Genomic DNA, 24,428 nt, shown 5'->3' on the forward strand with positions numbered 1-24,428 from the left:
TGCAAGTCCGGTGAGTCAAAAATCGTTATTGCTTTATATATCTAATGTATATACAAAATTGCGTGTAATTGTCAAGCAAAGTCAGACGGTTGAATCACGCCAGTGCGGAATTTAAGCTTTGGATGTGGATGTGGATGTGGATGTGGATGTGGATGTGGATGTGGATGTGGATGTGGGGGACGTTCGGCTGGCCAGTGATTGATGCCAGCCGAACATTAGCGGTATTAATAACTCAAGCGATGCCCTGAATAAACAGAATCGAGTAAAGCCATTACTCAGTCAGTAGTAATTCACCAAACAACTGAGGGTTTTTCCAAGCGGTATCAGAAGTGGCATTCCAGGAGACTTTGGCATCGCGTTGATTGCCATTGTCATCGTCATTCACCTGTACTTCAAAGCCCATGCGCATGCCGGCTTTTGGCGTTACATTCAGAACGCTCCACGGAATGGTGGCTTCCACTCGGTAGCCATTGGCGGTTTTCACCATGCGATGCGTCAGTGCACTGAGGTCACGTTTTGGCGAGCTGCCACCGACAGAGACGGCCTTATCTTTCATGCGGAAACTCAGCTGGAAGTCATTCTCGCCATCGTAAGTTTCGCCACGGCTGCCATCGGCATCAATATAAATCTCAACCGAGTCATCGGCCCAAGGTTGGTCGGAGTCATTCACCAGCTTGTCATCCTGAATACCAACCCAGAGCATTAAGCCTTTGTCGTTCCATGCTGCGCGCCACATGGCCGTTAAATCCTGCGGGCCATTCATGGTGCCTTTAATTAGCTTGGACAAGCGCTGAGCCGTGGCTTTGTGCAGGCCTTCGTTCTTTTTGAGGCTCACCGAGAGTGGCGCGAGGTTTACTGGCGCTTTGCCGGTGACCAAGTAACTTGGGATCGAGGTAGGCTTAGGCAAGCGCACTTGCTGAGAGGTTTCACAAGCTGGCCACCAGCAGCGTTCGCCGCGGTTAAAGGCGAGCAAAGCGCGGTATTTCGGTGCGTCATCCATCGTTTGATTGATGAATTCTTTAATGCCCCAGCTACCGTGCCAAGTGTGCGGGCGCGGTGCCGAGAAGGCGACAAACAGATTACCACCGGCTTTTTTCCACTCACTTAAAAAGCGATAGTATTCACGTGCCATGCGCGGATCGCGGTTTGCGGCTACTAAGTAGGGCGTCGCGCCTTCAGTCATCTTATGCGTTTTGTGATCGACCAAATGCTGGCCGCCTTCATAGGCCACCAAGTCCACACCATAGGCTTGTGCAATTTCGGCTTGCTGGCGGATTTTTTTCATCAGGTTATTGATGGAGTAAATATTGTCCGGCGCTGAGAGCAGGGTGAACACATCATCCACGCTTTTAATTTTGGGCAGTTCTTTTTGGTCGATATAGAAGTAGGGCCCAATCGCCAGTGCATCGGTGTGTTGATACGCTTTGCGATAGCCCAGAATAATTTCACTCATCGCAAGGTCGGTGGTCATGCCACCCATCACGCGCACTAAGCGGCTTTTGCCTTTAAAGGCTTGTTCCCAGAGCTTAAAAATGTGCACGCTTTGCTTGGAGTAATATTTAAAGCCAGCAATCCGGCGATCTTTATCCAGCTTTTGAATCACACCTTGCTGCTTCATGTGCTCGGCTTGCGGCACAAAGACGGCATTCCAGGCTTCATTGGTGTATTCGATATAGACTTTTAGCGTGGGCTTCAGGTGTTTTTCAACATAGCTGGCAAAGTTGGTGACAAAGTCATCGGTAGCCGCGTGCGGAATATTAAACCATGGATTGATGTTGAGCTGGTTGGCCAACTCGACCATGATCTCAATCGGAATCCCGCGCATGCCTTCCGGGCCGCCCCAGGTGGCGCGGTTGAGGCTTGGGCGGTCTTTCCAGTAGCGCAGCGGGTTACGGGTGATGCCGGCCATATTCATAAAGCGCACGACTTTGAAGTCCTTCATGAAGTTCAGGTAGTCGGGGTTGAACATGATTTGATCGTGGTGATCGGCAAAGCTTAAGTAGGGCGTGCTGCCACAGCTGCTGGCATTATCCACGCGCTTAAAAGGATTGTCTAAGCAAATGCCGCCTGGCAGCAGCACGCGGATATCGCGCACATAGTCTTTAGGATTGCTTTTATCAATGAATAAGGTCGCGGTAATGGTGCCATCTTTGAGCGGCTCCATGCGAATCAAGTCCATACCGGGTTGGCTTTTAACGATTTTTACGCTGCCGCCATAGCGCAATTTACCTTCACCATCGTAGCGCACGGTGTACTCGCCTTTAGGTAGTGCATCCGCGGGGATATGGCTTAGAAAGCGGGTGCCGACTTGGCCGCCATTGAGTGACTTGGGCCAGCCATTGGCATCGTAATCGATCTTGCCTTTGGTGAGCCAGGGTCTGGCGGATTCGAAGGGGAGTGACTGACGAAACAAGTCCACGAAGGGCAGACTGGCATCAATCTCGACCGCTTCATTGGTATTGATCCCGAGCGGTGAGCTTTGGTTAACGAAGACGGGCGCGTCGATTGGCGCATCTTCTGCGATACTGGCAAGGCTTGAAAGTAACAAGCCACATACTAGCAATGGTCGGAATAGTCCTTTACTCGGTATTCTAGTAGTCATACACCTTGGTCTTATTCTGTTTCTACGGGTGCCATTAAGACCGGGCGGACTTTTACAAGTTCCGCCCGGTCTGTTTAATGCCTATCCGCGCTTGATTTAGTTTGCCAACACCAGCTCCCCAAACATTTGTGGGTTCTTCCAGGCTTGGTCCACTTTGGCATTCCAGGCTAGTTTTGCATCGCGCTGGTTGCCAGTATCATCATCATTAACTTGAATGTCAAAGCCAATGCGATGTCCATTTTTTGGTCGTACTTTCAACGTGGTCCACGGGATAGTGGTTTCTAATTGGTAGCCATTTGCCAGCTTGATCATGCGGTGCTTAACCGTATTGATCAGGCCTTTTGGCGTGCTGCCACCCATTGTTAGTTTCTGATCATACAAGCGATACGTTAACTGAAAGTCATTCCAACCATCGTAGCGGGTTTTACGGCTGCCATCGGCATCAATATAGATTTCAATGGAGTCATCGGCCCAAGGCTTCGGTGAATCTTTCACATGACGGTCATCAGTAATATTCACTTTGACATACAGGTTCTGGTCGTCCCAGCTTGAGCGCCAGTTACCAGCTAAGTCGTTACCACCATGAACGGTACCGCTGATTACGCTGCGCATGCTGTTGGGTGTGGCAATTTGCAAGCCATTACGGGCACGGGTTTCCTTGCGGATTCTGACCGATAGCGGCTTGGGTGCAAATTCATCATTGCTTACGTACTTAGGCTGTACCACATTGTTTGGCTTAGGCAAGCGTTTAATGCTCGCTGAGCGACAGGCAGCCCACCAGCAGGCATTGCCACGTGCAAAGCCCATAAGTGCACGATACTTCGGTGTTTGGTTCATTGGCTGGTTGATATATTCTTTAATTCCCCAGCTACCGTGCCAAGTGTATGAGCGTGGTGCTGAGAAGGCGACGAATAACTTACCGCCTGCTTGCTTCCAACCATTCAACAAACGCTGGTACAAAGTTGCCATGTGTGGGTGACGGTTCGCCTGAATAAGGAACGGTGTCGCACCCTCGGTAACCGAGTGAGTCTTGCTGTGTACAAAGTGCTGACCACCTTCATAAGCGACCAAATCAACGCCATAAGTCTTGGCGATTTCAGCTTGCTGCTTGACGTACTTAAGCGTGTTGTTAATGGAGTAACGGTTATCCGCCGCTTCTAAATGCTGGAATACTTGACCAACGCTACGAACACGCGGCATACGCTCCTGACCAATGTAGAAGTAGGGTGCGACCGCTAGTGCATCGACTTCTTTATAGGCATTGCGGTAGCCCAAAATAGTGTTAGACAGATTCGCATCCGTGGTTAAACCACCCATTACACGGACTAAACGCTGCTTGCCACCAAACATTTGCTCCCACATCTTAAAGATGCGCACACTTTGCATGGAGTAGTACTTTGCACCGGCCACACGACGGTCGCTGTCTAGCTTATAGCGTAGACCCGTTTGCTTCATGTGCTCGGCTTGTGGGACGAATACGTCGTTCCAAGTCTCGTTGCTGTACTCTAAGTATACTTTCAAGTGTGGCTTCAAGTTGGCTTTTACATACTGCGCATAGCGACGAATAAAGTCGTTATCTGCTTTGTGAGGAATGTTGAACCATGGGTCAGCATTCAGCAGGTTAGCCAGCTTAACCATGATTTCAATCGGTACACCGCGACGGCCTTCGCTACCACCCCAAGTGGCTTGCTTTGGCACGGGGCGCTTGCTCCAATGTTGCAGGTTGTTACGGGTAATGCCCGCCATGTTCATAAAGCGCAGTACCTTAAAATCTTTCATGAAGTTCAGGTAGTCTGGGTTAAACGTAATGCGCTCGTGGTGATCTGCAAATGACATAAAGTTGCCACGGCAATGATTCTTGGCTGAGACGGTGCGGAACGGATTGTTTGCACAAATTCCACCCGGCATAAGAATGCGGATATTACGCACGTGGTTGCCAGGCTGTGTTTCGTCGATAAACAAGGTAGCCGTGATTTTGTTATCTGTCATCGGCTGAAATTTAATCAGATCCATGCCGCGCATACGCTTTACTAATTTAGCGCTCGCGCCGTAGCGAATCTTACCGTTACCGTCATACTTAACCGTGTATAAGCCTTGTGGCAGCGCTTGCGGGTTAATCTGGTTCAAAAAGCGAGTGCCGGCGGTGCCGCGATTTAAACGCGAAGGCCAACCGAATTGGTCAAATTGAACGTGTCCTTTAGTGAACCAAGGCTTGGCTTCATCAAATGGCATGGAGAGTTTGAACAGATCCACAAACGGGACACTGGTATCAGTTTCCATCGCTTCATTGGTATTGATGCCCACGGGGGAGGCTTGGTTGACAGCTGCCGCAGTCGCAACCGTATTCAATGTTAAGGCCAGTAAGCCGGCCAGTGTTCTGCTGATTATTTTTCTTCTCACTTGGTGGAATCCTTTTCTTGTTATCGTTATAAATGCCTAACACTTTTCCGCCTAAAAAAGCGCTTCGTACAAGTGGATCGAGCTAACTCGTTCCGTCCCTTAATATTTTTTATTATGGGGAGGATTCTAGACAATCGAGTCTAAATGCAAGATGAATGGTGGTATTTAGTCGGGATTAAAGCGTTTAATGCAGTGGATTATTTTAGTTTTTGGAGTGCTTACCCTGATGAGCGGCAGTTGAGCTTGGTGAGCATAGACGATACGGGAACGGTGACTGACAGCATAGTAGTGGTCATAAGGTCATCCCAGCGGATTTGCCGACAGTTTTCCAGCCGCCATCATCGTTTGAATTTCTACCGGTACCAAATCCCGCATCACTTTCGCGGCTGGCGATAATGCTAAGCTCGGCAACCAACATAAAGAATGCACTCGTGAAATGCTCGGATTAATTAATGGACGTATCATAATCTTGCCCGAAGCGATCTGGCTCAACCAGAAAGTGGCAGGTAAAATACTGTAGGCCAGACCTTCCTCTATCATTTTTCCAATCACATTAATACTGGAAGTTTCGTACTTAATATTCAGCGAAATACCACTATTGCGGGCGGCTTCCTCAATACGGCGGCGTAGATCATGTCCATGAAAGGTACTCACTAATGGCATATCAGCAAGACTACCTAATGAAACTGAACCCTGACGCGGGCCCGGCTCACCACGGCTTAATAAGTAAAAGTCTTCCTGAAACAGCGGCAACGATTCGGCCTGTGGCAAATCCACTGCGGCATTGGGTACGATCGCAAAATCAGCTTCCTGATTCATGAGTGCAGTACAGGCGCGGTCGGAGCGGTAATCAATAATACGCAGCCGGATTTTCGGATAGTCCTGCTCAATGCGCTTATACAACTCTACAGCAATGGCTGGTGCTAGTGAGGTTATTAAAGCCAGAGTGACATCACCGCTTATCTCTACATCACCTTGTCTGACCGAGGTTTTTAACGATTCGATACGACGGATTAACTCGGCAGCTTCTTCACGTAGGCGGCTGCCAGCACGGGTAAGCGTAATCCCGCGCGAATGCCGGATAAATAATGAAGTCTGTAACTCATGCTCCAGCTGGGCAATTTGTTTGCTGAGTGCCGGCTGCGCAATGTTCAACGATTTGGCCGCGGATGACATGGAGCCATGCTGGCAGATGGCTAGAAACTGAGCGAGCTGCTTTGGATGCATATGTAAAGCCTTGCTATAACTTTTTGGTTATATCAACTATAGGGAACTGATATTTCAAAGTCTAGCTCGGCTGGACTAATATAATAGTCCTGCGAATGCAGCATGTAATGGAGGAAACATCATGAAAATTGCTTCGGCTCTTATCGGGCTTGCCTTGCTTAGTACTAGCGTTCAGGCGGACTGGACACCTTCTGGACCAATCAAAACTTATATTGGATTTAAAGCCGGTGGTGGAGCGGACACTATGTCGCGGCTGATTGCTGAGGATATCCAAACTGAATTTGGTTGGACCATGCTACCGCAAAACCTCACCGGAGCCGGTGGCGCCGTCATGGCTCGTGAACTCAAATCCCAACCTGCTGATGGTACTGCGATCGGTATCGGCATTACCGACACCTTTGCTTATGGTCGTCTGGCAGCCCGTGATCCTGGCTATAAGCTTGAGGACTTTGACTACCTTAGCACCTTGGCGGGGACTCAGATGGGCATTGTGGCAAAAACTGGCAAGGGCTGGAAAAATTTCTCCGATGTAATAAAAGCAGCTAAGTCTGGCACCAAGATTTCCTTTGGCTCGATGACACCGCGCTTGGCCGATGGTGCTTACTACATCGGAAAAGTAAATGATGTGGATTTTAATATTGTCTCCAGCTACAAAGGCGGAAAGGATGTCCTGAATGCCATTAATGCCGATGATATTGATCTGGGTTGGGTAGCCGGGCCACAAAAATCGGGTGTTGAATCCGGTGACCTGGTGAATCTGGCTAATGGTGAAGATGCTCCGCTATTCATGTCTCCAGACGCGCAGCCACTTTCAGAGCTGGGTGTGGATTTCTCGTTTGGCGCGACGTTTTTAGCAATGGCACCGGCAGGTTTACCGGATGATGCGAAGGAGGCGTTGGTCAATGCAATTTCTACGGTGCTAAAGAAAGAGGGTACTCAATCTAATACCTTTATAACCAAGGTGTTCTCGCTAAAGGTGAAGTCTGGCGATGATGCGATGGCTTATATCAAAGCAGAGAGTGATGCAGCAGCCACTCTGTTGGCAGCGACAGCGGAGTAAGTTCACCACCTAAAAAAGAGGTCGTCGACAATGACGAATCCCGGAAAAAATCATGACCTGCTAGTGGGCGTGTTGGGGATAATATTATCCCTGATTTGCTTATTTGTCTGGATACCGACCGATATCGATTCGGGGATTCTGGATGTGTGGCGCAGAAATGTTCGTATCGGTGATGCGATGTTGCCCACTTTTACTACCATTGGACTCTTGCTGGCAAGTATCACGATTACCATCAGAGGCTGGCTGAACCGGGCTTCGCGACCTGCTTCACCCGAATCGATAATCGGTGCTATGCCTTATGTGGTGGCTGTTACGCTGATTATGGCGATCTCATTAGTTCTGATGTATTACGCCGGGCCGCTGCTGGTGTGGTTCTGGTTTGAAGGCGAAGTAACTTACCGGCAGATGCTGGGCACGGCACCTTGGAAATATGCCGGCACAATGACGGGTGGTACCTTTTTAGTGTTTGCCTATATTTCATTGGTGTCGCAGCAGTTGCGCATACGAAATTTGCTGATTGCGGTGGTTAGCACTGCAGCCATTATTGCGCTTTACGATTTGCCATTCGATAAGCTGATGTTGCCACCAAACGGAGATTACTGATGGGTGTTCTGGAGTACATTCTGGCGGGTATGCACGAAGCAATTTTCGGCAATCCGGCACTTACGCTTGGCGTGTTGGTAATATCCTGGCCAGTGATTATGGTCATCAGTGGCTTTTTTGCCGGGATTCTGATTGGTGCCACGCCAGGGCTGTCTGGTCCATTTGTAATGGCAATGGCATTACCGATACTGATTTCTGCGTTTGGCTTTACGCCTGACGCCTTGCTACCGGTTATGGGATTTTTGGTTGGCGTGATGAAGGGAGCGACCGTGGGTGGTGCGGTACCTGCGATTTTGTTTAATACGCCAGGTACACCCGATGCCTTTATGACTTCGCTAGATGGCTACCCCATGGCTCGCAAGGGGGAGGGCAGTAAAGCACTACGCGTATCGCATTTTGCCTCAGTGACCGGAGATTCATTTTCTGATTTGGTATTGTTTATTGGCGCACCGTTTTTAGCTTTATCCATTGAGTCTTTTCTGGGGCTTCCGGAGAAAGCGGCGCTAATGATTTTGTCCTTATCATTTATCGCAGCGGTGGTTGGTAAAGATACGTTTAAAGGTTTGCTGGCAGCTTGCTTTGGTCTATTTATCGCATCGGTCGGTACCGGTACGGATTCTTATCCAAGGCTGTCCCTAGGCAGTGATGTGTTGGCAACCGGCTTGCCTACTATGTCGGTTGTGATTGGAGTTTTGGTCATTGGTGAGATTTTTCACAGTTTGCAGGAGATTTGGGCAACGGCTCGCGATCAGAAGCCTGTGATTCATTCCACTGATCCGGGTGATAGTCGCTTAAGCATGGCAGAGCGTATTCATTTGCTGCCTTATATTGGTGTTTCGATGAGTATCGGCACTTTGATAGGTATGTTACCTGGTATCGGCACCACGCTAGCCGCAGCGCTAGGTTATTCCGCAGGTAATAAAATGCATCGGGGTGAAACCAAGTTTGGTGAGGGCGCACCGGAGGGAATAGCGTCCACCGAAGCGGCTAACTCTGCGGTATCCGGTGCAAATTTGATTCCGGCGCTATCGCTGGGAATTCCGGGCAATGTGGCGGCGGTCTTTATCATTCTGGCAGCCGATACAATTGGTGGATTTAATCCAGGGCCGGCAGTGTTTCGCTTTACTTCCGATACGGTAAACCCTGAGCTGATTGTAGCATTTGGATTATTCACGCTCATGGTGGTCGCTAATATCATGAACTGGTTTACCGGTGCTTGGTTTATGCAGCTGCTGAGTGGCCTGATTCGGATTCCCAAGCAAGTGTTATTACCCATCGTATTGTTGCTAACAATTACTTCAACCTACGTCCAAGGAAACAGCATGGTCGATATCTATGTGCTGCTGGGCTTTGGAGTGGTTGGTTATTTTATGAAAGTTTCAGGCATCCCCATTTTGCCACTGGTGATCGCCTATATTTTGGCAGGGCCGCTGGAGACCGCGATTCGCACTGCTTTTGAGGCCTCGGGCTCTGATCCGATGTTCCTGTTCCATGGATATACTGCACCGCTGTTTTTGCTAATGGCTCTGGTCATTGTTGTGATGTCCGGCTGGATGCGAAGAAAACGTTAAAACCAAATTCATCAGTCGAGGGGATTGTGTTGCCCTCGCTATCTCACAAGGAGTAAAACCATGTCAGACAAACAGTCTAAACCGAATATTTTATTTATTACCTCCGACCAGCAGCGCAGGGATTGTTATGGTTTTCGCGGGCGTAAGGTGCAGACGCCGCATCTGGATTTACTGGCCAGCGAAGGCACGAGTCTGGAAACGGTGATTACGCCGTGTCTGGTCTGTCAGCCGGCGCGTGCATCGATTCTGACCGGACTTTTGCCACGTACCCATGGGGTGCATGATAACGGGATTGACCTTGATCCTGAGCTAGGTGAGAAAGGCTTTGCAGCGTCGTTGTCAGCAGCGGGTTATCACACAGCGATGATTGGAAAGGCGCACTTTGCGACCTATCACACCTTTGATTACACTGGGCAAGTTGAGAGCATTACTGGATCTGCGGAGGTACCTGAAGGCTGGCGTGGACCTTACATGGGCTTTGATCATGCTGAGTTGATTCTGATCGGACATAACTGGTGGCTGCCTGAAAAACCACCCGGTGGTCTGGCTTATGAGGAGTGGTATTACTCTGATGGCCGTGGCGATATGAAAAACAAGTTGCTATGGGAAACGACCCGTGAACATAAAGGGGCGCCACAGGTTTGGTCATCCAAGCTGCCAGTTGCCTGGCATAACTCTACCTGGCTTGCTGACCGTACGATTGATTATATTAAACAAGAGCGCGATCAGCCATTCTGCTGCTGGGTTTCATTCCCCGATCCGCATCACCCCTTTGATGCGCCGGAGCCTTGGGCATCGCTGCATCGCCCTGAGGACGTGGATATTCCGGAGCACCGCACTCGGAATTTGGAAGGGAAACCTTGGTGGCATAAGGCAGCGCTGGAAAGTGATATTCCGCCGGAGCATTTTGAGTTGCGTGCCAAGTACTCGCGCATGGGTCAGCTTTCCGATGAGCATCTACGGGAAGTGACTGCCAACTATTATGGCCAGATTGCACTGATTGACCATTCGGTTGGACGCATCCTCACGGCACTCGAAGAGGAAGGTCTGGCCGATAACACTTACATCGTTTACACCACCGATCACGGCGATTGGTTAGGCGATCATGGTCTGGTTCTGAAAGGCCCGATGGCCTATGAAGGCTTATTAAATATCGGTGCGATTGTGAAAGGGCCGGATGTGCCGAAAGGTAAAGTCAGCTACGAGCCACTTTCGACGCTGGATCTTGGGGCAACCTTTATGGATTGGGCGGGTGCGGAAAGCCTGATGGAAACTCATGGCCGCTCAATGCGCGATGTGATTTCCGGTGACGGAACCCGTGAGTCTGCTTTGAGTGAATGGGAGCTGCTGCCGGGTCGTGTTGGGGTTGGTTTAAGCCTGCGCACTGTACGCTCTAAAACAGCTAAGCTGACAATTGATCTTACTTCGCAAGCAGGTGAAATGTACGACTTAGAGAAAGACCCGCATGAGCTGACCAATGTGTTTGATGATCCTGCATATAGCGAACTGCGCGAGCAATTAACCGAGATGTTAATGGCGCGTCCGGACGATATTCAGCCTAATAGCACACCGGTTGGACTGGCATAAGTCGACCCCACTCAGACTTCGCTCAGCGCGACTTTTTTGCGCTGGCGAAGTCATAATCTGATGCGAATTGATTTTTAAGGATGCTCCCATGCCAATAATTACCTGTGTTGATGATCTTCGACGGCTGTATAAACGTCGGGTTCCCAAGATGTTTTATGACTATGCGGAATCTGGTTCTTATACGGAATCCACCTTCCGGCAAAATGAGTAGGACTTTCAGCAGGTACGCATTCGCCAGCGTGTCGGCGTGGACATCAGTAGCATCAATACAGCAACCACCATGGCCGGTGAGTCGGCGGCCATTCCGGTAGCCTTTGCGCCGGTTGGCATGTTGGGTATTCAGCATGCTGGAGGGGAGATTAAAGTGGCGCAGGCGGCTAAGGCATTTGGGGTGCCATTTACCTTATCCACTATGTCGATTTGCTCTATGGAGCAGGTTGCGGAAGCTACGGGTACGCCGTTTTGGTTTCAGTTGTATGTGGTAAAAGACCGTGGCTTTGTGAAGGACCTGATTGCGCGGGCTAAAGCGGTGAACTGCTCGGCGCTGATGGTGACCATGGACTTGTCGATGCTTGGGCAGCGCCATAAGGACATTAAAAACCGTTTGTCGATTAAACCGGATTTGCGCAATTTACTGAACATTGCCACTAAACCAGCTTGGGCATTGAGCATGGCAACAACGCCGTATCGTAGCTTTGGCAATGTTATCGGCCATGCCAAAGGCGTGGATGATATGAGCAGTCTGCTGACATGGGCCAAGGAAGATGTGGATCCCTCTTTGGATTGGGATGATATCGAATGGATCAAAAAAGAATGGGGTGGTCGTCTTATTATTAAAGGCATTATGGATATTGAAGATGCCAAAATTGCAGCGGATATGGGGATAGAAACGATTGTCGTTTCAAACCATGGCGGGCGGCAGTTAGACGGGGCTGGTAGTAGTATTTCCTGGTTGCCGAAAATTGCTGAAGCCTTAGATGGTCGGACGGAATTGATGCTGGACTCGGGTGTTCGTACGGGTATTGATATTTTCCGGGCCAGAGCCTTGGGGGCTTCGGGTGTGTTATGTGGTCGGGCGATGGTGTATGCGTTGGGTGCTATGGGCCAGGATGGGGTGAGCTTGCTGTTGGATATTTTTCAGAAGGAGCTTAAAACGACATTGGGTTTGGCGGGGAAAATAGATATTGAGACGTTGGTCTCTGGGGATGTTTATTGGCGGAAAAGTTAAATATGCGGCAAATTATTTAACCGCGTAAGTCAATCGGTGTTTACAAACCGGCAACTGTGTTCGTTGCCGGTTTGTATAAGTCATTCTGCGCTGCATACACCGCTTAGTCGGGATTAAAGTGTTTAATGCAGTGGATTATTTTAGTTTTATGAGAGTTGGTCCGGATGAGCGGTGTGCTTTCTTTGAGAGTGAAGGCTTACGGGTGACTATGCTATGATGTTGGCAACCATTTAATAAGCATCGACTAACTCATATGAATAAGATTCTTACTGATAAATTTCAGGAAATCGAACGCCTGTGTCAGCGGTATCATGTGCGCAAGCTGGAGGTGTTTGGTTCAGTTACTGGCGTGAACTTCGACCCTGAAACCAGTGATATTGATTTGCTGGTTGATTTCGATGATGTTAGCGTTGACGAGTACGCGGATAATTACTTTGGTTTTCAATCGGCCCTTCAAGAGCTCTTAGGCCTACCCATAGAGCTTGTGGTAACCGCAACGCTAAAGAACCCTTATTTCTTAGAAAGTATCGAGGCGGACCGCCGATTTTTATATGCAGCTTAAAAGTAAAAATACCTTTACGATATTTCCATTGCCGCCGACAAGGTATCTACTTTTTTAAATGGTAAGCAGTGGGAGGATTATGTTGAAGACGACCTACTGCGAGCGGGTGTTGAGCGTCAATTTGAAATAATAGGTGAAGCACTGAATCAGCTTTCAAAAATCGACCCGGAAACCGTTGCACAAATTAGTGACTACAAGCAGATCATATCCTTTAGAAACCTACTCATTCACGGTTATGCGGATATCGACGATCGTTTGGTTTGGAGTATTGTGCAAACAAAACTTCCGGGCCTAAGGCTAGAAGTCAGCAATCAGTTAGCCTGACTCCGAGCATAATCCCCAACCACTGGCCCCATATACGCATCAATATCCGCATCATTGAGTTCGCGTTCGCCTTCATGCCACCACGCTGCAATCGCAGTCACTTCGCCCAGCGTCACATTCATCGCTTCACTGAATATATACATAATATCGACTTGGTCGGTCATGGCTAATTCAACTGTCATGAATTTTAGTAGGTCGGAGGGTTTGCTCTGGTTTACTGCCATGCTGCGCAAATGTTCAATAATTGCTTGTCGTTCCATGAGGCGTTTTTCCTGCATCGTTGAATAATAGTGGCGAATTCTATTATCCAACGAGGGCGATGGCCAGCTAAGGATTGTTAACTAGCGAATTGGCGCATAAATTACAGCGCGCTTTCCAATCCTTTTTGGACCGCTTCACGCGCCTGAATCGCTTCAGCCCAGCGAATCACATTGGTGTAAGAGGCGGTATCTAAGAATTCGGCAGCGCCATATAACTCGCCCATCGCCAAACGACCATACCAAGGCCAGATCGCAATATCCGCAATCGAGTAGCCGCTAGCACACATGTATTCACGGTCGGCTAAGAGGCGATCTAATACATCCAGCTGGCGCTTGGTTTCCATGGCGTAACGATTGATCGGGTACTCCATTGGGTAGGGTGCGTAGCTGTAGAAATGCCCAAATCCACCGCCTAAGAATGAGGCGCTGCTTTCCTGCCAGAACAACCACGAAATACATTCTGTGCGATCGGCTACCGACTCGGGTAAGAAGGCACCGTATTTTTCAGCGAGATAATTGAGAATTGCGCAAGACTCAAACACCGCCTGCGATGGCGTCTTTGATTGGTCCAGCAGTGTTGGAATTTTTGAGTTCGGGTTGAGCTTGACGAAATCAGAACCGAATTGCTCGCCTTCGCCAATATTGATGATGTGTAAGTCGTAAGCCGCATCGGTTTTACCCAGTGCTAACAGCTCTTCCAGCATCACGGTAATCTTTACGCCGTTTGGGGTGCCGAGTGAGTAGAGTTGCAGTGGCTTATCACCAACCGGCAATACTTTCTCATGCGTCGGGCCAGCGATCGGGCGGTTAACACTCGCCCATTTGCCGCCGCTTTCCTTGTCCCATGTCCAGACTTTAGGTGGCGTGTATTCGTTATTGCTCATTGGAATGTCCTCAGGTTTTATCGCCATACGGCAGCTGCAGGATAGCGAAGAAATGGTTAATCCGAATGATTGTGCTCTTTTAGACCGGTCAGTACAAATGGTGTGGTTTATTCAAAAGGAGTGCCAATAAACCTGTGACTACAAGTCCTTAAATGTCGACTTCACATGCTGCCAGGCGATATCCAAATGCTCACGAATTTTCGCCTCAGCCTCATCTGGATCACGATTTAAAATCGCAGTGAAAATTTCTTCATGCGCGTCGAAATTCATCTGATTACGGTCTGGCATACGTGGCATTTTTTTCCAATATTCAGCCAGCCAACTGGTGTAAGCCTTGTGTACTGCGGGAAAGACCGGATTGCCCGATATTTTATACAGCACGGCATGAAACGCGACATCGGTGGAGTAAAACTGCTTCGAGTCATTGATCGCTTCTTTGTTGGCTTGCAGCGCTTCACGCAGCGCACGAATATCATCTTTATCGGCCTTTAGCGCCGCTTCGCGAGCCAGTGCGACTTCCAGCAAAATGCGTGTATCAAAGAGGTTTTTAATACCGCCCGGTTGATTAAGCAGGTGACTTACAATACCGCCAACCACATCCACTGCGGCTTCATAATCCGGCTTGCGAACCACTGGCCGAAAGCGTGGCTTGGCTTCGATCAATCCTTTGCTGGCAAGGATGGCAACCGCTTCGCGAACAACCGTGCGGCTCATGCCATACTGGCCCATCATTTCTCGCTCGGCAGGCAGATTTTCACCGTCTTTAAGGTCGCCCGATAAAATGCGGGCTTCAATCTGGCTAACCATAAAGTCGGCAGCACGGCCGGATTTTTTAAGATCCGGCTTGCTGGCAGAGGTGGCTGATAATGATGTTTGTTTAGTATCCATCGAATGAGTTAATCAAACTGTTAAGTGTTTGGCAATGCTTTTTAAGTAACTAAAAAGGCGTTGGATGAATTGTATTATCTATTTGTTATAGCGCATTGAAACACGAGCTTGCAACAGAATGACTAGCAATAAGAATAAGCCGCGAATCACCATTTGCCAGTACGCACTCAGGTTGATGGTGCCAAGGCCATTTTCAAAGTTCAGCATATTAAAGACTAAGCCCAGTACCAATGCACCGGCAACCGTGGCAAATATTGAACCGACGCCGCCCGTTAGTAAGGTGCCGCCAACCACGACCGAGGCAATTGCGGTAAGCTCCCAGCCTATACCCTCCAGTGGCTGACCAGCACCAAATCCAGAGGCTAAAAACACACCGGCTAATCCGGCACAACCACCGCTAACCACATACACAAATACCTTGGCACGGGTGACTTTTAGGCCCATTAATTTAGAGGCATCCTCACTGCCACCAACGGCGAGCACAGTGCGCCCGATCTGGGTGTATTGCAGCACGACCCAAAAGGCAATCGCCACGATAATCACGATGAGCATGGTCCAGGGGAGGATATTGTAGATCTTATCCATACCCAATTGGGTAAAGTTGGAGTCCCAATCAACCGATACGGTTTGCGCATCACTAATCACCAGTGCGCCACCTTTTGCGCCTAGCATGGTCGAGAGCGTGGCAATGAAGGGTGGAATGCGCATGCCGGTAATCAAAAAGGCATTAATCGCACCAAATGCCATGCCAGCTAAAATGCCACCTGGTAGGGCGATCAGTAGTCCGTAGGGGCTAAGATAAGCGGCGATCACCGAGCTAAAGGCCGCCACGGAGCCGACTGATAAATCAATCCCGCCAGTCATAATCACAAAGCACATACCTAGCGCGATAATGATAAACATGGCGTTGTAGTTTAAAAACGATGAAATATTGTAAGCGCCACCAAAGTTCTCATAGCGCATCACGCCAAACAGGATGAGTAGTCCAAAAGCCAGCCACACGCCCAGCGTATTGCTGTTATTGCCGAGGTACTTGCGTAAGTCGAAACTTGATTCGTTAAACATGAGTTACCCCTTGTGCGGATTTTGAATGTAAACAGCCAGCACGATAATAAGTGCCTTGGCGATCAGTGCCACTTCATCTTCAATGCCATTGGCGAGTAGGGTGTATTTCACCAGTTGGATAATCACCGCGCCGAGTATGGCGCCGAAGATGGGCGCTTTACCGCCTTGGAGTAAGGTTCCTCCAACTACCGCCGCCGCGATGGCATCCAGCTCCATTAGGTTTCCGTTTTTAGCCGCATCGGAAGCTGAGTTAATGGCAACGACGACTAAGCCCGCAATCCCCGCCAGAAACGCGCAAATCATATACACACGGGTTTTCACTCGGCGCACGGGAATGCCAGAAAGCTGCGCCGCGGTTTCATTGCCACCCACTGCCAGAATTTGTCGGCCAAACACCGTGCGCGTCATCATTAAGTACACAATGATCGCCAGTATAATCGCCAGCCAACCCTGAAACGGCAGTCCTAAAATCTTGCCAGTGCCGATATAACTAAAATAGGGATTAGAGAAGGTTTGCAGATTGCCATTGGTGAGTACCTGCGCAATACCACGTCCTGAAATAAACAAAATCAAGGTGGCTATAATCGGTTGGATCTTTAGCTGGCTAATCAATAAGCCATTAAAGGCACCACACACTACCGCCACAATCAGCGGCACGGTAAAGGCCAGAATCAATCCTATAATCGGATAGCTTTGACCAAATTCAGATAGGAATATGAGTGGTGCAATGGCTCCGGCTAATGCCATGACCGCGCCGACCGACAAGTCAATACCGCCTGTGGCAATCACCAGCGTAATACCAATCGCCACAATCGCGATGGTGGCTACTTGAGAGATATTCACGAATAGGGTTTGCAGTTGCAGGAAGTTTGGCGTGACCAGAATATTGAAAATAATCAGAATGGCCAATGCCATTAATCCACCGTGTTTACGGGCGAGCGTGAGCATCATTATGCGGCCTCCGGTGCAGTTTGCGGGGTGTCGTGGCTGTGAGCAATGGCTTTCACTAAAGTCTGTTCGGTAATGCCTGGATTCTTTAACTCAGTCACCGACTTGCCATCTTGCATCACCACAATGCGGTCCGCACCTTCTACTAATTCATCAAACTCAGAGCTGATTAACAGGAGCCCGCCGCCGCTATCCACATACTCGCGAATAATCGCCTGTATCTCGAATTTTGCACCGACATCTACGCCACGGGTTGGCTCATCTAAAATCAGGAAGTCCGGCTTGATCGCCAACCAACGTGCCAGCAATACCTTTTGTTGATTACCGCCGGACAGCTCTTTAATTGGCTGATCCATGTGCGCAATTTTAATACCCAGCGCATCCACGTAATATTGAACAATTTCCTTTTCTTTTTTGCGATCAATTTGTCCGTTGACGGTAAGTGAGGGGAGTATTGCCAGCGTCAGGTTTTCGCGAACTGACATGTCGGGAATAATACCTTCGATTTTGCGATCTTCAGTTAGAAAGCCAATTCCCAGATTGATCGAGTCGCGTGCTTTAGTGGGGTGAAAGGCGGCCCCTTTGAAAGTCATGTTGCCGTTTTTAAGGCGATCCATGCCGAAGATGGCGCGGCCGGTTTCAGTTCGTCCTGAGCCTAGCAGCCCACCTAATCCAACGATTTCACCACGTCTTACGCTTAAGCTGCTGGCGTGTAAATGTTGGCTGGTCGATAGGTTCTCAGCTTCAAACAGTACCTCACCAAGGGTGTTTTCACCGCCGCCGAGTTCAGTTGAGCCAGCGGCTTCAATTTCAGCGGCATCACGCCCAAGCATACTGGCAATCAGCTCTAATTTGGTAGACTCGGCAATGGTTTTCACATCGACGGTTTGGCCATCGCGCATAATGGTCACGCGGTCACAAATCGCAAATAACTCATCCAGAAAATGAGAGACATACAACACCGATACGCCCGCTGCTTTCAGTGAGCGCACCACGCCAAATAACATGTCGACTTCTTTGTCATCTAACGAGCTAGTCGGCTCATCCATAATCACCAGCTTGGCATTTAAGGAGACTGCGCGTGCAATCGCGACTAACTGCTGGATGGCCGTGGAGTAACTGCCAAGTGCTTGGGTGACATCAATGTTTAGCCCGAAGCCATTTAAGATCTCACGAGATTTTTTATGTGCGGCTTTCCAGTCGATTAAGCCACCGAAGCCCCGTGGCTCGTAGCCCAAGACAATGTTTTCAGTCACGGTGCGCAGTGGCACTAGGTTTAGCTCTTGATAAATGGTCGCAATGCCGTGCTTCTGAGCATCGCGTGGCCCGGTAATGGTGAGCTGTTGATTATCAATGGTTACATCACCGCCGTCTTTGGTATAAACGCCGGTTAAAATTTTGATTAGGGTCGATTTTCCCGCGCCATTCTGGCCGATCAAGGCATGAACTTCGCCGGGAGTGATTTCCAAGGCAGCTTCATTAAGGGCAATCACGCCGGAGAAGCTCTTGGTAATCCGATTCATTTGAATGAGAGGGTGCATGCTAAGTGCTCATCGTGAAGAAAGGGGCCGGGCAGTGAGCTACCCGGCAATTTAGGAGGAAATCTTAGTAAGCTTCTGCAATGTGATCTTTGGCATTAGCGCTGGTGAATACGCGGTCTTTAACCTGTACCCAAGGCTCGATTGTTTCGCCAGCGGCATAGCGCTTCATCACATCGCAAGCCAGTGGGCCAAAGAAGGGTGAGCTTTCAACGGTCACGCCCATTTTGCCATCGATGATTGCTTGTAGTGCGTCGCGGGTACCATCAACGGACACAATCATCACGTCTTTACCTGGCTTGCGTCCGGCAATTTCTAATGCTTGAATCGCGCCAATCGCCATCTCATCATTATGTGCATACACCACATTCACATCCGGGTGTGCTTGCAGTAGGGTTTCCATCACCTGGCGGCCAGTGTCGCGGGCAAAGTCACCAGATTGAGAGGCGACAATGGTCATGTTGTCATGCTTAGCAATCACATCATCAAAGCCTTTTTTGCGGTCATTAGCAGGGGATGATCCGGTGGTGCCTTCCAGCTCAATAATCACGGCTTTATCGCCTTTGAAATTATCGACCAGCCATTGACCGGCAATGCCACCTTGCTGAATAAAGTCAGAGCCTAAGAAGGCGACGAAGTCTTTACCCGCGACTGCATTTTTAGGGTCAACCGAGCGGTCAACCAAGAAGGTAGGAATCCCCGCAGCGAAGGCTTTTTTAACCGCTGGAATCAGTGGCTTTTCTTCGCGGGGAGGTAAGAATAAAACGTCAATACCCTGAGCGATCATGCTATCCACATCGGCTACTTGCTTGGCCGCAGAGCCTGCCGCATCGGTTGAAATTAAGTCCCAGCCACAGGACTCTGCCGTATCTTCAAACGATTTTGACTCAGCAATACGCCATGGGTTATTACTTTCCATTTGCGCGAAACCCACTTTGTAACGATCTTTTACTTCTAGCTTTGGCAGATCCTTTGCGATAACAGAGGTTGTGGCAAATAATGCTCCAAGCACCAGAGCGGTTCCGGCAATCATCGGTGTTTTCATTGTTCCTTCTCCATTGGGTTACATTGGTTAAATCAGGTGGGTGTTAGTCCCAGCTGAGGTATACGGTTTGTTTATGTAGATAACCGTCAAATCCATACTTTCCATCTTCACCACCTAAGCCGGAGTGTCCCCAGCCGGAGTGGAAGCCTTGTACTTGTTCGCCATTGGCGCGATTGAAATAAATCTCGCCAAACTTTAAGTCTTGCGGCAAGCGCATTAGTCGTGAAATGTCTTTAGTAAACAGGTAAGCCGAGAGGCCAAATTTGCTGTCGTTAGCCATGGCAATCGCTTGCTCAAAATCATCAATTCGTAAGATCGGCGCGATAGGTCCAAACACCTCGTTTTGAATGAGCGGGGATTGGTTGTCTTTGACTTCCAGTACCGTGGGCGCATACCAATGGCCTTTTTCATATTGGCCGTCATTCAAAGAGCCACCTTTGAGTAATACCTCCGCACCTGCATCTATACCGGCTTGCAGCATTTCATCCAGCTTTTGCACTTCAAGGCCACTGACCTTGGGGCCCATATCCGGATTTAGCATTGGGTCGCCAATCGATAGCGCGGCTGACTTGGCGATGAATTTTTCAGTGAATTCGTCTGCGATCGCGCGGTGTAGGTACATGCGCTCATTACAGGTGCAGATCTGTCCGCAGTTGGTGTAGCGAGCGATCACTGCCGCGTCGACAGCTTTATCGATATCGGCATCTTCCATCACTATAAAGGGCGCTTTGCCGCCAAGCTCAAGGTGCAATACTTTGAGCTCCTCAGCGCCAGCGGCGAATATCTTCTTACCGGCCAGCGTGCTTCCGGTCATGGTGACCAGATTAGTAATCGGATGCTCAACCATGGCTTGGCCAATGACTGCGCCACGGCCGGTGACTACATTAAATAATCCCTTCGGCAAGCCAACCTGATCGGCTAAACGCGCTAAGAATAATCCGGAGAGTGGGGTGTTTTCATGCGCTAATAATACAAAGGCATTACCCGCAACCAAGGCAGGCCCCAGCTTGCGTGCTACTAATGCAGCAGGGTAGTTCCAGGCGGTGAGCCCAACCACAACACCACGAGGCACACGGCGAATGTGAATTTCTTCATTGGGATTATCAGAGGGGATAATGTCGCCTTCAATACGACGCGCATTCTCTGCGGCATAACGCAGGAAGTTTTCAACGGCACCGACTTCGCCATAGGCTTGGTTCAGTGGCTTTCCCTGCTCCAGAGTAATTAAGCGGGCGTATTCATCTTTATGCGCGATAACAGCGCGGGCCAGTGCTAAGACCATTTTTCCACGCTCAATAGCGGGTTGGCGAGCCCAGGCAACCTGAGCTTGTTTAGCTGCGTTTAGCGCTTGGTCGGCATCATCTGGTGTTCCTTCAGGAATGGTTGCGATGATTTGTTCATTGGCAGGGTTCTCGACGTCAATCGTCTGATGCTTTCCTGCGTCGAGCCACTGGCCGTTGATAAACATACTCGCAGCCAGCCGGCCTGATCCAATATCTTCGAAATTCATCTCACTCCTCGTAACGCTGTTTCAATATGGTCGTACCAAAAGTAATTAACAAAATCACCAAAGTCAAATTATTTTTATTTGGTCATATCAAATTGACAGGTCGAAAATAATATTCAACTATCCATTGGGATTGGTTTCAGCGCTGGCTGAAATCTAAAAACAGAGGAGAGAGTCGTATGCAAAAGTTTGATTATATTGTGGTGGGTGGTGGCTCATCGGGCTGTGTGGCGGCGGCGAAATTGGTATCCGAAGGTGGCGCGAGTGTATTGATTTTGGAAGCAGGGCATTCCAATAAGCATCCTTTGTTGGATATGCCACCGGGGATTTTCAAAATGATCAATGGCTCAAAATTTATGCGCTACCACAAAACGAACCCACAGGCGCATTTGGGTGGGCGAGTGCATGATATTCCGCAAGGGCATGTGCTGGGCGGTGGCTCCTCGGTGAATGCGCAAGTGTATATGCGTGGTCGCCCCGATGATTATAACGAGTGGGATGATATTCTGGCTGGCAATGCCGATAAGGTCGGCTGGCATTGGGAGGACGTGCTGCCGCACTTTCGCGGCATGGAAAATAACAACCGACTCAATAATGATTTACACAATACCGATGGCGAGATGTTGGTTTCCGACCCTGGTCACGTAAATGAATTTTCCCGCTGGTTTATGCAAGCCGTGCAGGCAAAAGGCGAGCCTTACAATACTGACTTTAATGGCTCGCAGCAGCGAGGCGTCGGGCTGTATCAGTTTATGAATCGCCACGGAAAACGCAGCTCCTCGGCGTATGCTTTTATCACGCCGCTGGCGAATAATTCTAAGCTTGAAGTGCGTCTGCAATGTGAGGCTACAAGGGTGCTGTTGGAAGATGGTCGAGCGATTGGCGTGGAATATCGCAATGCGTCGGGCGAGCTGGTTTCGGTATTCGCGGAGAAAGAAGTAATTCTCAGTGCGGGAGCCATTATCACGCCCAAGCTCTTGATGTTGTCAGGTATTGGTCCTGCTGATCACTTGGTTTCACATGGTATTGAATGCCAAGTTAATTTGCCGGGCGTTGGGCAAAACTTCATTGATCATCCTGAGGTGCCGATCACGGCATTGGCTAATGGCCCTTATGGTTATTTTAAGCAGGGCGAGGGTTGGCGAATGCTTAAAAATGGATTGCAATTTAAGTTGTTCGGCTCTGGCCCAATCACCTCGGCAGGGGTGGAAGCGGGTGCGTTTGTTAATCCGCTCAAGCCTGCGGAGTTGCCAACGATTCAGGCATTCTGCGTGCCCATTGTGTATCTCGATCGCGATACGGTTAATGAAATTCCAAATGATTATGGGCTAACCATTACCACTGTAGTGATAAAGCCTAAGTCGCGTGGGACTGTCGAATTGGCCTCCGCCGATCCTGCGGCTATGCCGCTACTCTCCCCGAACTTGTTAAAAGATGAAGCTGATATGCAAGCCATGATGGCGGGGCAGCGATTCTTTATTGATGCCTTTGAGCAGACTCCGTTAAGGCGTCGAATTAAGCAGGTTGTATTGCCAAAGCAGGGTAAGGCTGTCACTGATGAGGCGCTGCGAGAGCACTGCAAGCGCTTTGTAAAAACCAATTATCACCCCGCAGGTACGGCAAAAATGGGCGCGGATAATGACCCGATGGCAGTGCTGGATTCGCAGCTTAGAGTGCGCGGCTGCACCGGTTTGCGCGTCTGCGATATGTCGGCGGTGCCTAATATTAATGCAGGAAATACTAATGCGCCGGCCATGATGTTGGGGAGTCGCTGCGCCCAGTTTATCCTGGAAAATCGTGACTAATGGGTCTCGCTGGTAATTGCCTTAAGCGATTGTTCTGGCTGCGATTGATGGGTTTTCATCAAGGTCTAGTGAGGCGATTTACAGCTTAAAGCTGAGCGCAGCTGCCAGGTTCTAATTTCAAATGAATTATGAATTCTAATTGACTTGTTAAATTATATGGTTTTTAATTTATCAAAATTTGGTCGTACCAAAATAAGGAGGAAGTTTGTGCAAATACACAAGATCAATACGCGTCGGTTCAATTTACCACTCGCGGAAGTGCTTACTGATGCCAAACACGGTAACCATACCCATTTTGAATTAATCACCACCACCGTCACTTTGGACGATGGTTCGACCGGCACGGGCTACACTTACACCGGCGGTCGTGGTGGCCATGCCATCAAAGCGATGATCGATCACGACCTTACTCCTTTCTTAATTGGCAAAGATGCTAGCGATGTCAAAGCCTTATATGATGCCATGCAGTGGCATATTCATTATGTCGGACGCGGTGGCATTGCTTCTTTTGCGATTTCAGCGCTCGATATTGCCTTGTGGGACCTTCGCGGCAAGCGCAATGAACAGGCGCTGTGGCAAATGGCCGGTGGCGTAAGTGATCGCTGTAAAGCCTATTGCGGCGGTATTGATCTCAACTTTCCGTTACCAAAGCTGCTGAGCAGCATCCAATCCTATTTAGATCGCGGCTTTAATGGCGTCAAAATTAAAATTGGCCAGCCAACGTTGGCGGAAGATGTGGAGCGGGTAGCGGCGGTGCGCGAACTGATTGGTGATGATATTGCGCTAATGGTTGATGCCAACTACTCGCTGAGTGTGGAGCAGTCAATTGCCATGGCCAATGCACTCAAGCCATACAACCTACTATGGTTTGAAGAGCCGACTGTGCCCGATGACTATCACGGTTTTAAGGCGATTGCCGACGCTACGGGAATGCCATTGGCAATGGGGGAGAACCTGCACACCATTCATGAGTTTGGTTATGCCTTTGACGATGCCAGCTTATCCTTTATTCAACCAGACGCTTCAAACTGCGGTGGCATTACGGGTTGGTTAGAAGTTGCCAGCCTCTCTCAAAAATACGGCATTCCCGTGTGCAGCCATGGCATGCAGGAGTTACATGTCAGCTTAGTCTCAGGGCGTGAAAATGCCGGTTGGATTGAAGTACACAGTTTTCCGATTGATGAATACACCTTACGGCCACTCGTGGTTAGCGATCATTTGGCGATTGCGCCATCGGTTCCCGGTGTCGGCGTCAGTTTCGATTGGGACAAGTTGGAGGCCTGTCATGTCTAACAAAGACTTCAAGCTAGTCATCATTAATTAC

21 protein-coding genes and 1 pseudogene are annotated in these 24,428 nt (G+C 49.3%); 11 read left to right on the forward strand and 11 right to left on the reverse strand.

Annotated elements, in window-relative coordinates:
• The first annotated feature begins 68 nt into the window (after positions 1-68).
• Positions 69-248 carry a hypothetical protein gene (locus tag LEUMU_RS28735; RefSeq protein WP_157474260.1) on the forward strand — a complete coding sequence of 60 codons (180 nt, stop codon included), beginning with the start codon at positions 69-71 and terminating at the stop codon, positions 246-248.
• A gap of 23 nt (positions 249-271) precedes the next feature.
• Here the strand turns inward: LEUMU_RS28735 and LEUMU_RS0104445 are convergent, their stop codons facing one another.
• The 3 genes from LEUMU_RS0104445 to LEUMU_RS27780 form a co-directional block, all read right to left on the reverse strand.
• Positions 272-2,602 (reverse strand): sugar-binding protein, encoded by a 2,331-nt coding sequence (locus LEUMU_RS0104445; protein ID WP_026744485.1) that lies wholly within the window; start codon positions 2,600-2,602, stop codon positions 272-274.
• Between the two features lie 96 nt (positions 2,603-2,698).
• Positions 2,699-5,002, reverse strand: a complete 2,304-nt coding sequence (locus LEUMU_RS24645; protein ID WP_022951072.1) for a CBM9 family sugar-binding protein — start codon at positions 5,000-5,002, stop codon at positions 2,699-2,701.
• A 300-nt stretch (positions 5,003-5,302) separates the two neighbouring features.
• A complete protein-coding gene (locus LEUMU_RS27780; protein WP_022951073.1) occupies positions 5,303-6,229 on the reverse strand; it encodes a LysR family transcriptional regulator in 927 nt (308 codons plus the stop codon).
• Between the two features lie 121 nt (positions 6,230-6,350).
• Here LEUMU_RS27780 and LEUMU_RS0104460 point away from each other — a divergent pair, with 121 nt between their 5' ends.
• The 8 genes and pseudogenes from LEUMU_RS0104460 to LEUMU_RS29405 all read left to right on the forward strand — a co-directional run bounded on the left by LEUMU_RS0104460 (position 6,351) and on the right by LEUMU_RS29405 (position 13,164).
• On the forward strand, positions 6,351-7,289 hold the full coding sequence (locus LEUMU_RS0104460; RefSeq protein WP_022951074.1) for a Bug family tripartite tricarboxylate transporter substrate binding protein: 939 nt from the start codon (positions 6,351-6,353) through the stop codon (positions 7,287-7,289).
• Between the two features lie 30 nt (positions 7,290-7,319).
• A complete protein-coding gene (locus LEUMU_RS0104465) occupies positions 7,320-7,892 on the forward strand; it encodes a hypothetical protein (RefSeq protein WP_022951075.1) in 573 nt (190 codons plus the stop codon).
• Positions 7,892-9,463 carry a tripartite tricarboxylate transporter permease gene (locus LEUMU_RS0104470; RefSeq protein ID WP_022951076.1) on the forward strand — a complete coding sequence of 524 codons (1,572 nt, stop codon included), beginning with the start codon at positions 7,892-7,894 and terminating at the stop codon, positions 9,461-9,463. The genes LEUMU_RS0104465 and LEUMU_RS0104470 overlap by 1 nt, the downstream gene beginning before the upstream one ends.
• A 60-nt stretch (positions 9,464-9,523) precedes the next feature.
• Positions 9,524-11,050: a sulfatase-like hydrolase/transferase gene (locus tag LEUMU_RS0104475; RefSeq protein ID WP_022951077.1), complete on the forward strand. Its 1,527-nt coding sequence runs from the start codon at positions 9,524-9,526 to the stop codon at positions 11,048-11,050.
• Positions 11,051-11,138: 88 nt separating this feature from the next.
• Positions 11,139-11,261 carry a hypothetical protein gene (locus tag LEUMU_RS29295; protein WP_281169914.1) on the forward strand — a complete coding sequence of 41 codons (123 nt, stop codon included), beginning with the start codon at positions 11,139-11,141 and terminating at the stop codon, positions 11,259-11,261.
• 12 nt (positions 11,262-11,273) lie between these two features.
• A pseudogene (locus LEUMU_RS24655) lies at positions 11,274-12,278 on the forward strand (alpha-hydroxy acid oxidase); the annotation flags it as partial.
• A 253-nt stretch (positions 12,279-12,531) separates the two neighbouring features.
• On the forward strand, positions 12,532-12,840 hold the full coding sequence (locus tag LEUMU_RS0104485) for a nucleotidyltransferase family protein (protein WP_022951078.1): 309 nt from the start codon (positions 12,532-12,534) through the stop codon (positions 12,838-12,840).
• Between the two features lie 27 nt (positions 12,841-12,867).
• Complete coding sequence (locus LEUMU_RS29405) at positions 12,868-13,164, forward strand: HepT-like ribonuclease domain-containing protein (protein WP_425411604.1); 297 nt, start codon at positions 12,868-12,870, stop codon at positions 13,162-13,164.
• Here the strand turns inward: LEUMU_RS29405 and LEUMU_RS0104490 are convergent.
• From LEUMU_RS0104490 to LEUMU_RS0104525, 8 genes are all read right to left on the reverse strand, one after another.
• Positions 13,152-13,424, reverse strand: a complete 273-nt coding sequence (locus LEUMU_RS0104490; RefSeq protein ID WP_022951079.1) for a hypothetical protein — start codon at positions 13,422-13,424, stop codon at positions 13,152-13,154. The genes LEUMU_RS29405 and LEUMU_RS0104490 overlap by 13 nt on opposite strands.
• A gap of 101 nt (positions 13,425-13,525) precedes the next feature.
• Positions 13,526-14,308, reverse strand: coding sequence for a glutathione-dependent disulfide-bond oxidoreductase (yghU, locus tag LEUMU_RS24660; protein WP_022951080.1), 783 nt, complete (start codon positions 14,306-14,308; stop codon positions 13,526-13,528).
• A gap of 138 nt (positions 14,309-14,446) precedes the next feature.
• Positions 14,447-15,196, reverse strand: coding sequence for an FCD domain-containing protein (locus tag LEUMU_RS24665; RefSeq protein ID WP_022951081.1), 750 nt, complete (start codon positions 15,194-15,196; stop codon positions 14,447-14,449).
• A 78-nt stretch (positions 15,197-15,274) separates the two neighbouring features.
• Positions 15,275-16,261, reverse strand: coding sequence for an ABC transporter permease (locus LEUMU_RS0104505; RefSeq protein WP_022951082.1), 987 nt, complete (start codon positions 16,259-16,261; stop codon positions 15,275-15,277).
• A gap of 3 nt (positions 16,262-16,264) precedes the next feature.
• Positions 16,265-17,212, reverse strand: coding sequence for an ABC transporter permease (locus tag LEUMU_RS24670; protein WP_022951083.1), 948 nt, complete (start codon positions 17,210-17,212; stop codon positions 16,265-16,267).
• Positions 17,212-18,750: a sugar ABC transporter ATP-binding protein gene (locus LEUMU_RS0104515; RefSeq protein ID WP_022951084.1), complete on the reverse strand. Its 1,539-nt coding sequence runs from the start codon at positions 18,748-18,750 to the stop codon at positions 17,212-17,214. Before LEUMU_RS0104515 ends, LEUMU_RS24670 begins: the two co-directional genes overlap by 1 nt.
• 64 nt (positions 18,751-18,814) lie before the next feature.
• Positions 18,815-19,792: an ABC transporter substrate-binding protein gene (locus tag LEUMU_RS0104520; RefSeq protein ID WP_022951085.1), complete on the reverse strand. Its 978-nt coding sequence runs from the start codon at positions 19,790-19,792 to the stop codon at positions 18,815-18,817.
• 43 nt (positions 19,793-19,835) lie between these two features.
• Entirely contained in the window at positions 19,836-21,302 is a 1,467-nt protein-coding gene (locus tag LEUMU_RS0104525; RefSeq protein ID WP_022951086.1) for an aldehyde dehydrogenase, read from the reverse strand.
• 176 nt (positions 21,303-21,478) lie between these two features.
• Here LEUMU_RS0104525 and LEUMU_RS0104530 point away from each other — a divergent pair, with 176 nt between their 5' ends.
• Positions 21,479-23,104 (forward strand): GMC family oxidoreductase, encoded by a 1,626-nt coding sequence (locus LEUMU_RS0104530; protein ID WP_022951087.1) that lies wholly within the window; start codon positions 21,479-21,481, stop codon positions 23,102-23,104.
• Positions 23,105-23,311: 207 nt separating this feature from the next.
• Entirely contained in the window at positions 23,312-24,397 is a 1,086-nt protein-coding gene (locus LEUMU_RS0104535; RefSeq protein WP_022951088.1) for a mandelate racemase/muconate lactonizing enzyme family protein, read from the forward strand.
• Positions 24,398-24,428 lie beyond the last annotated feature (31 nt).

Source organism: Leucothrix mucor DSM 2157, from assembly GCF_000419525.1.
Classification (GTDB): Bacteria; Pseudomonadota; Gammaproteobacteria; order Thiotrichales; family Thiotrichaceae; genus Leucothrix; species Leucothrix mucor.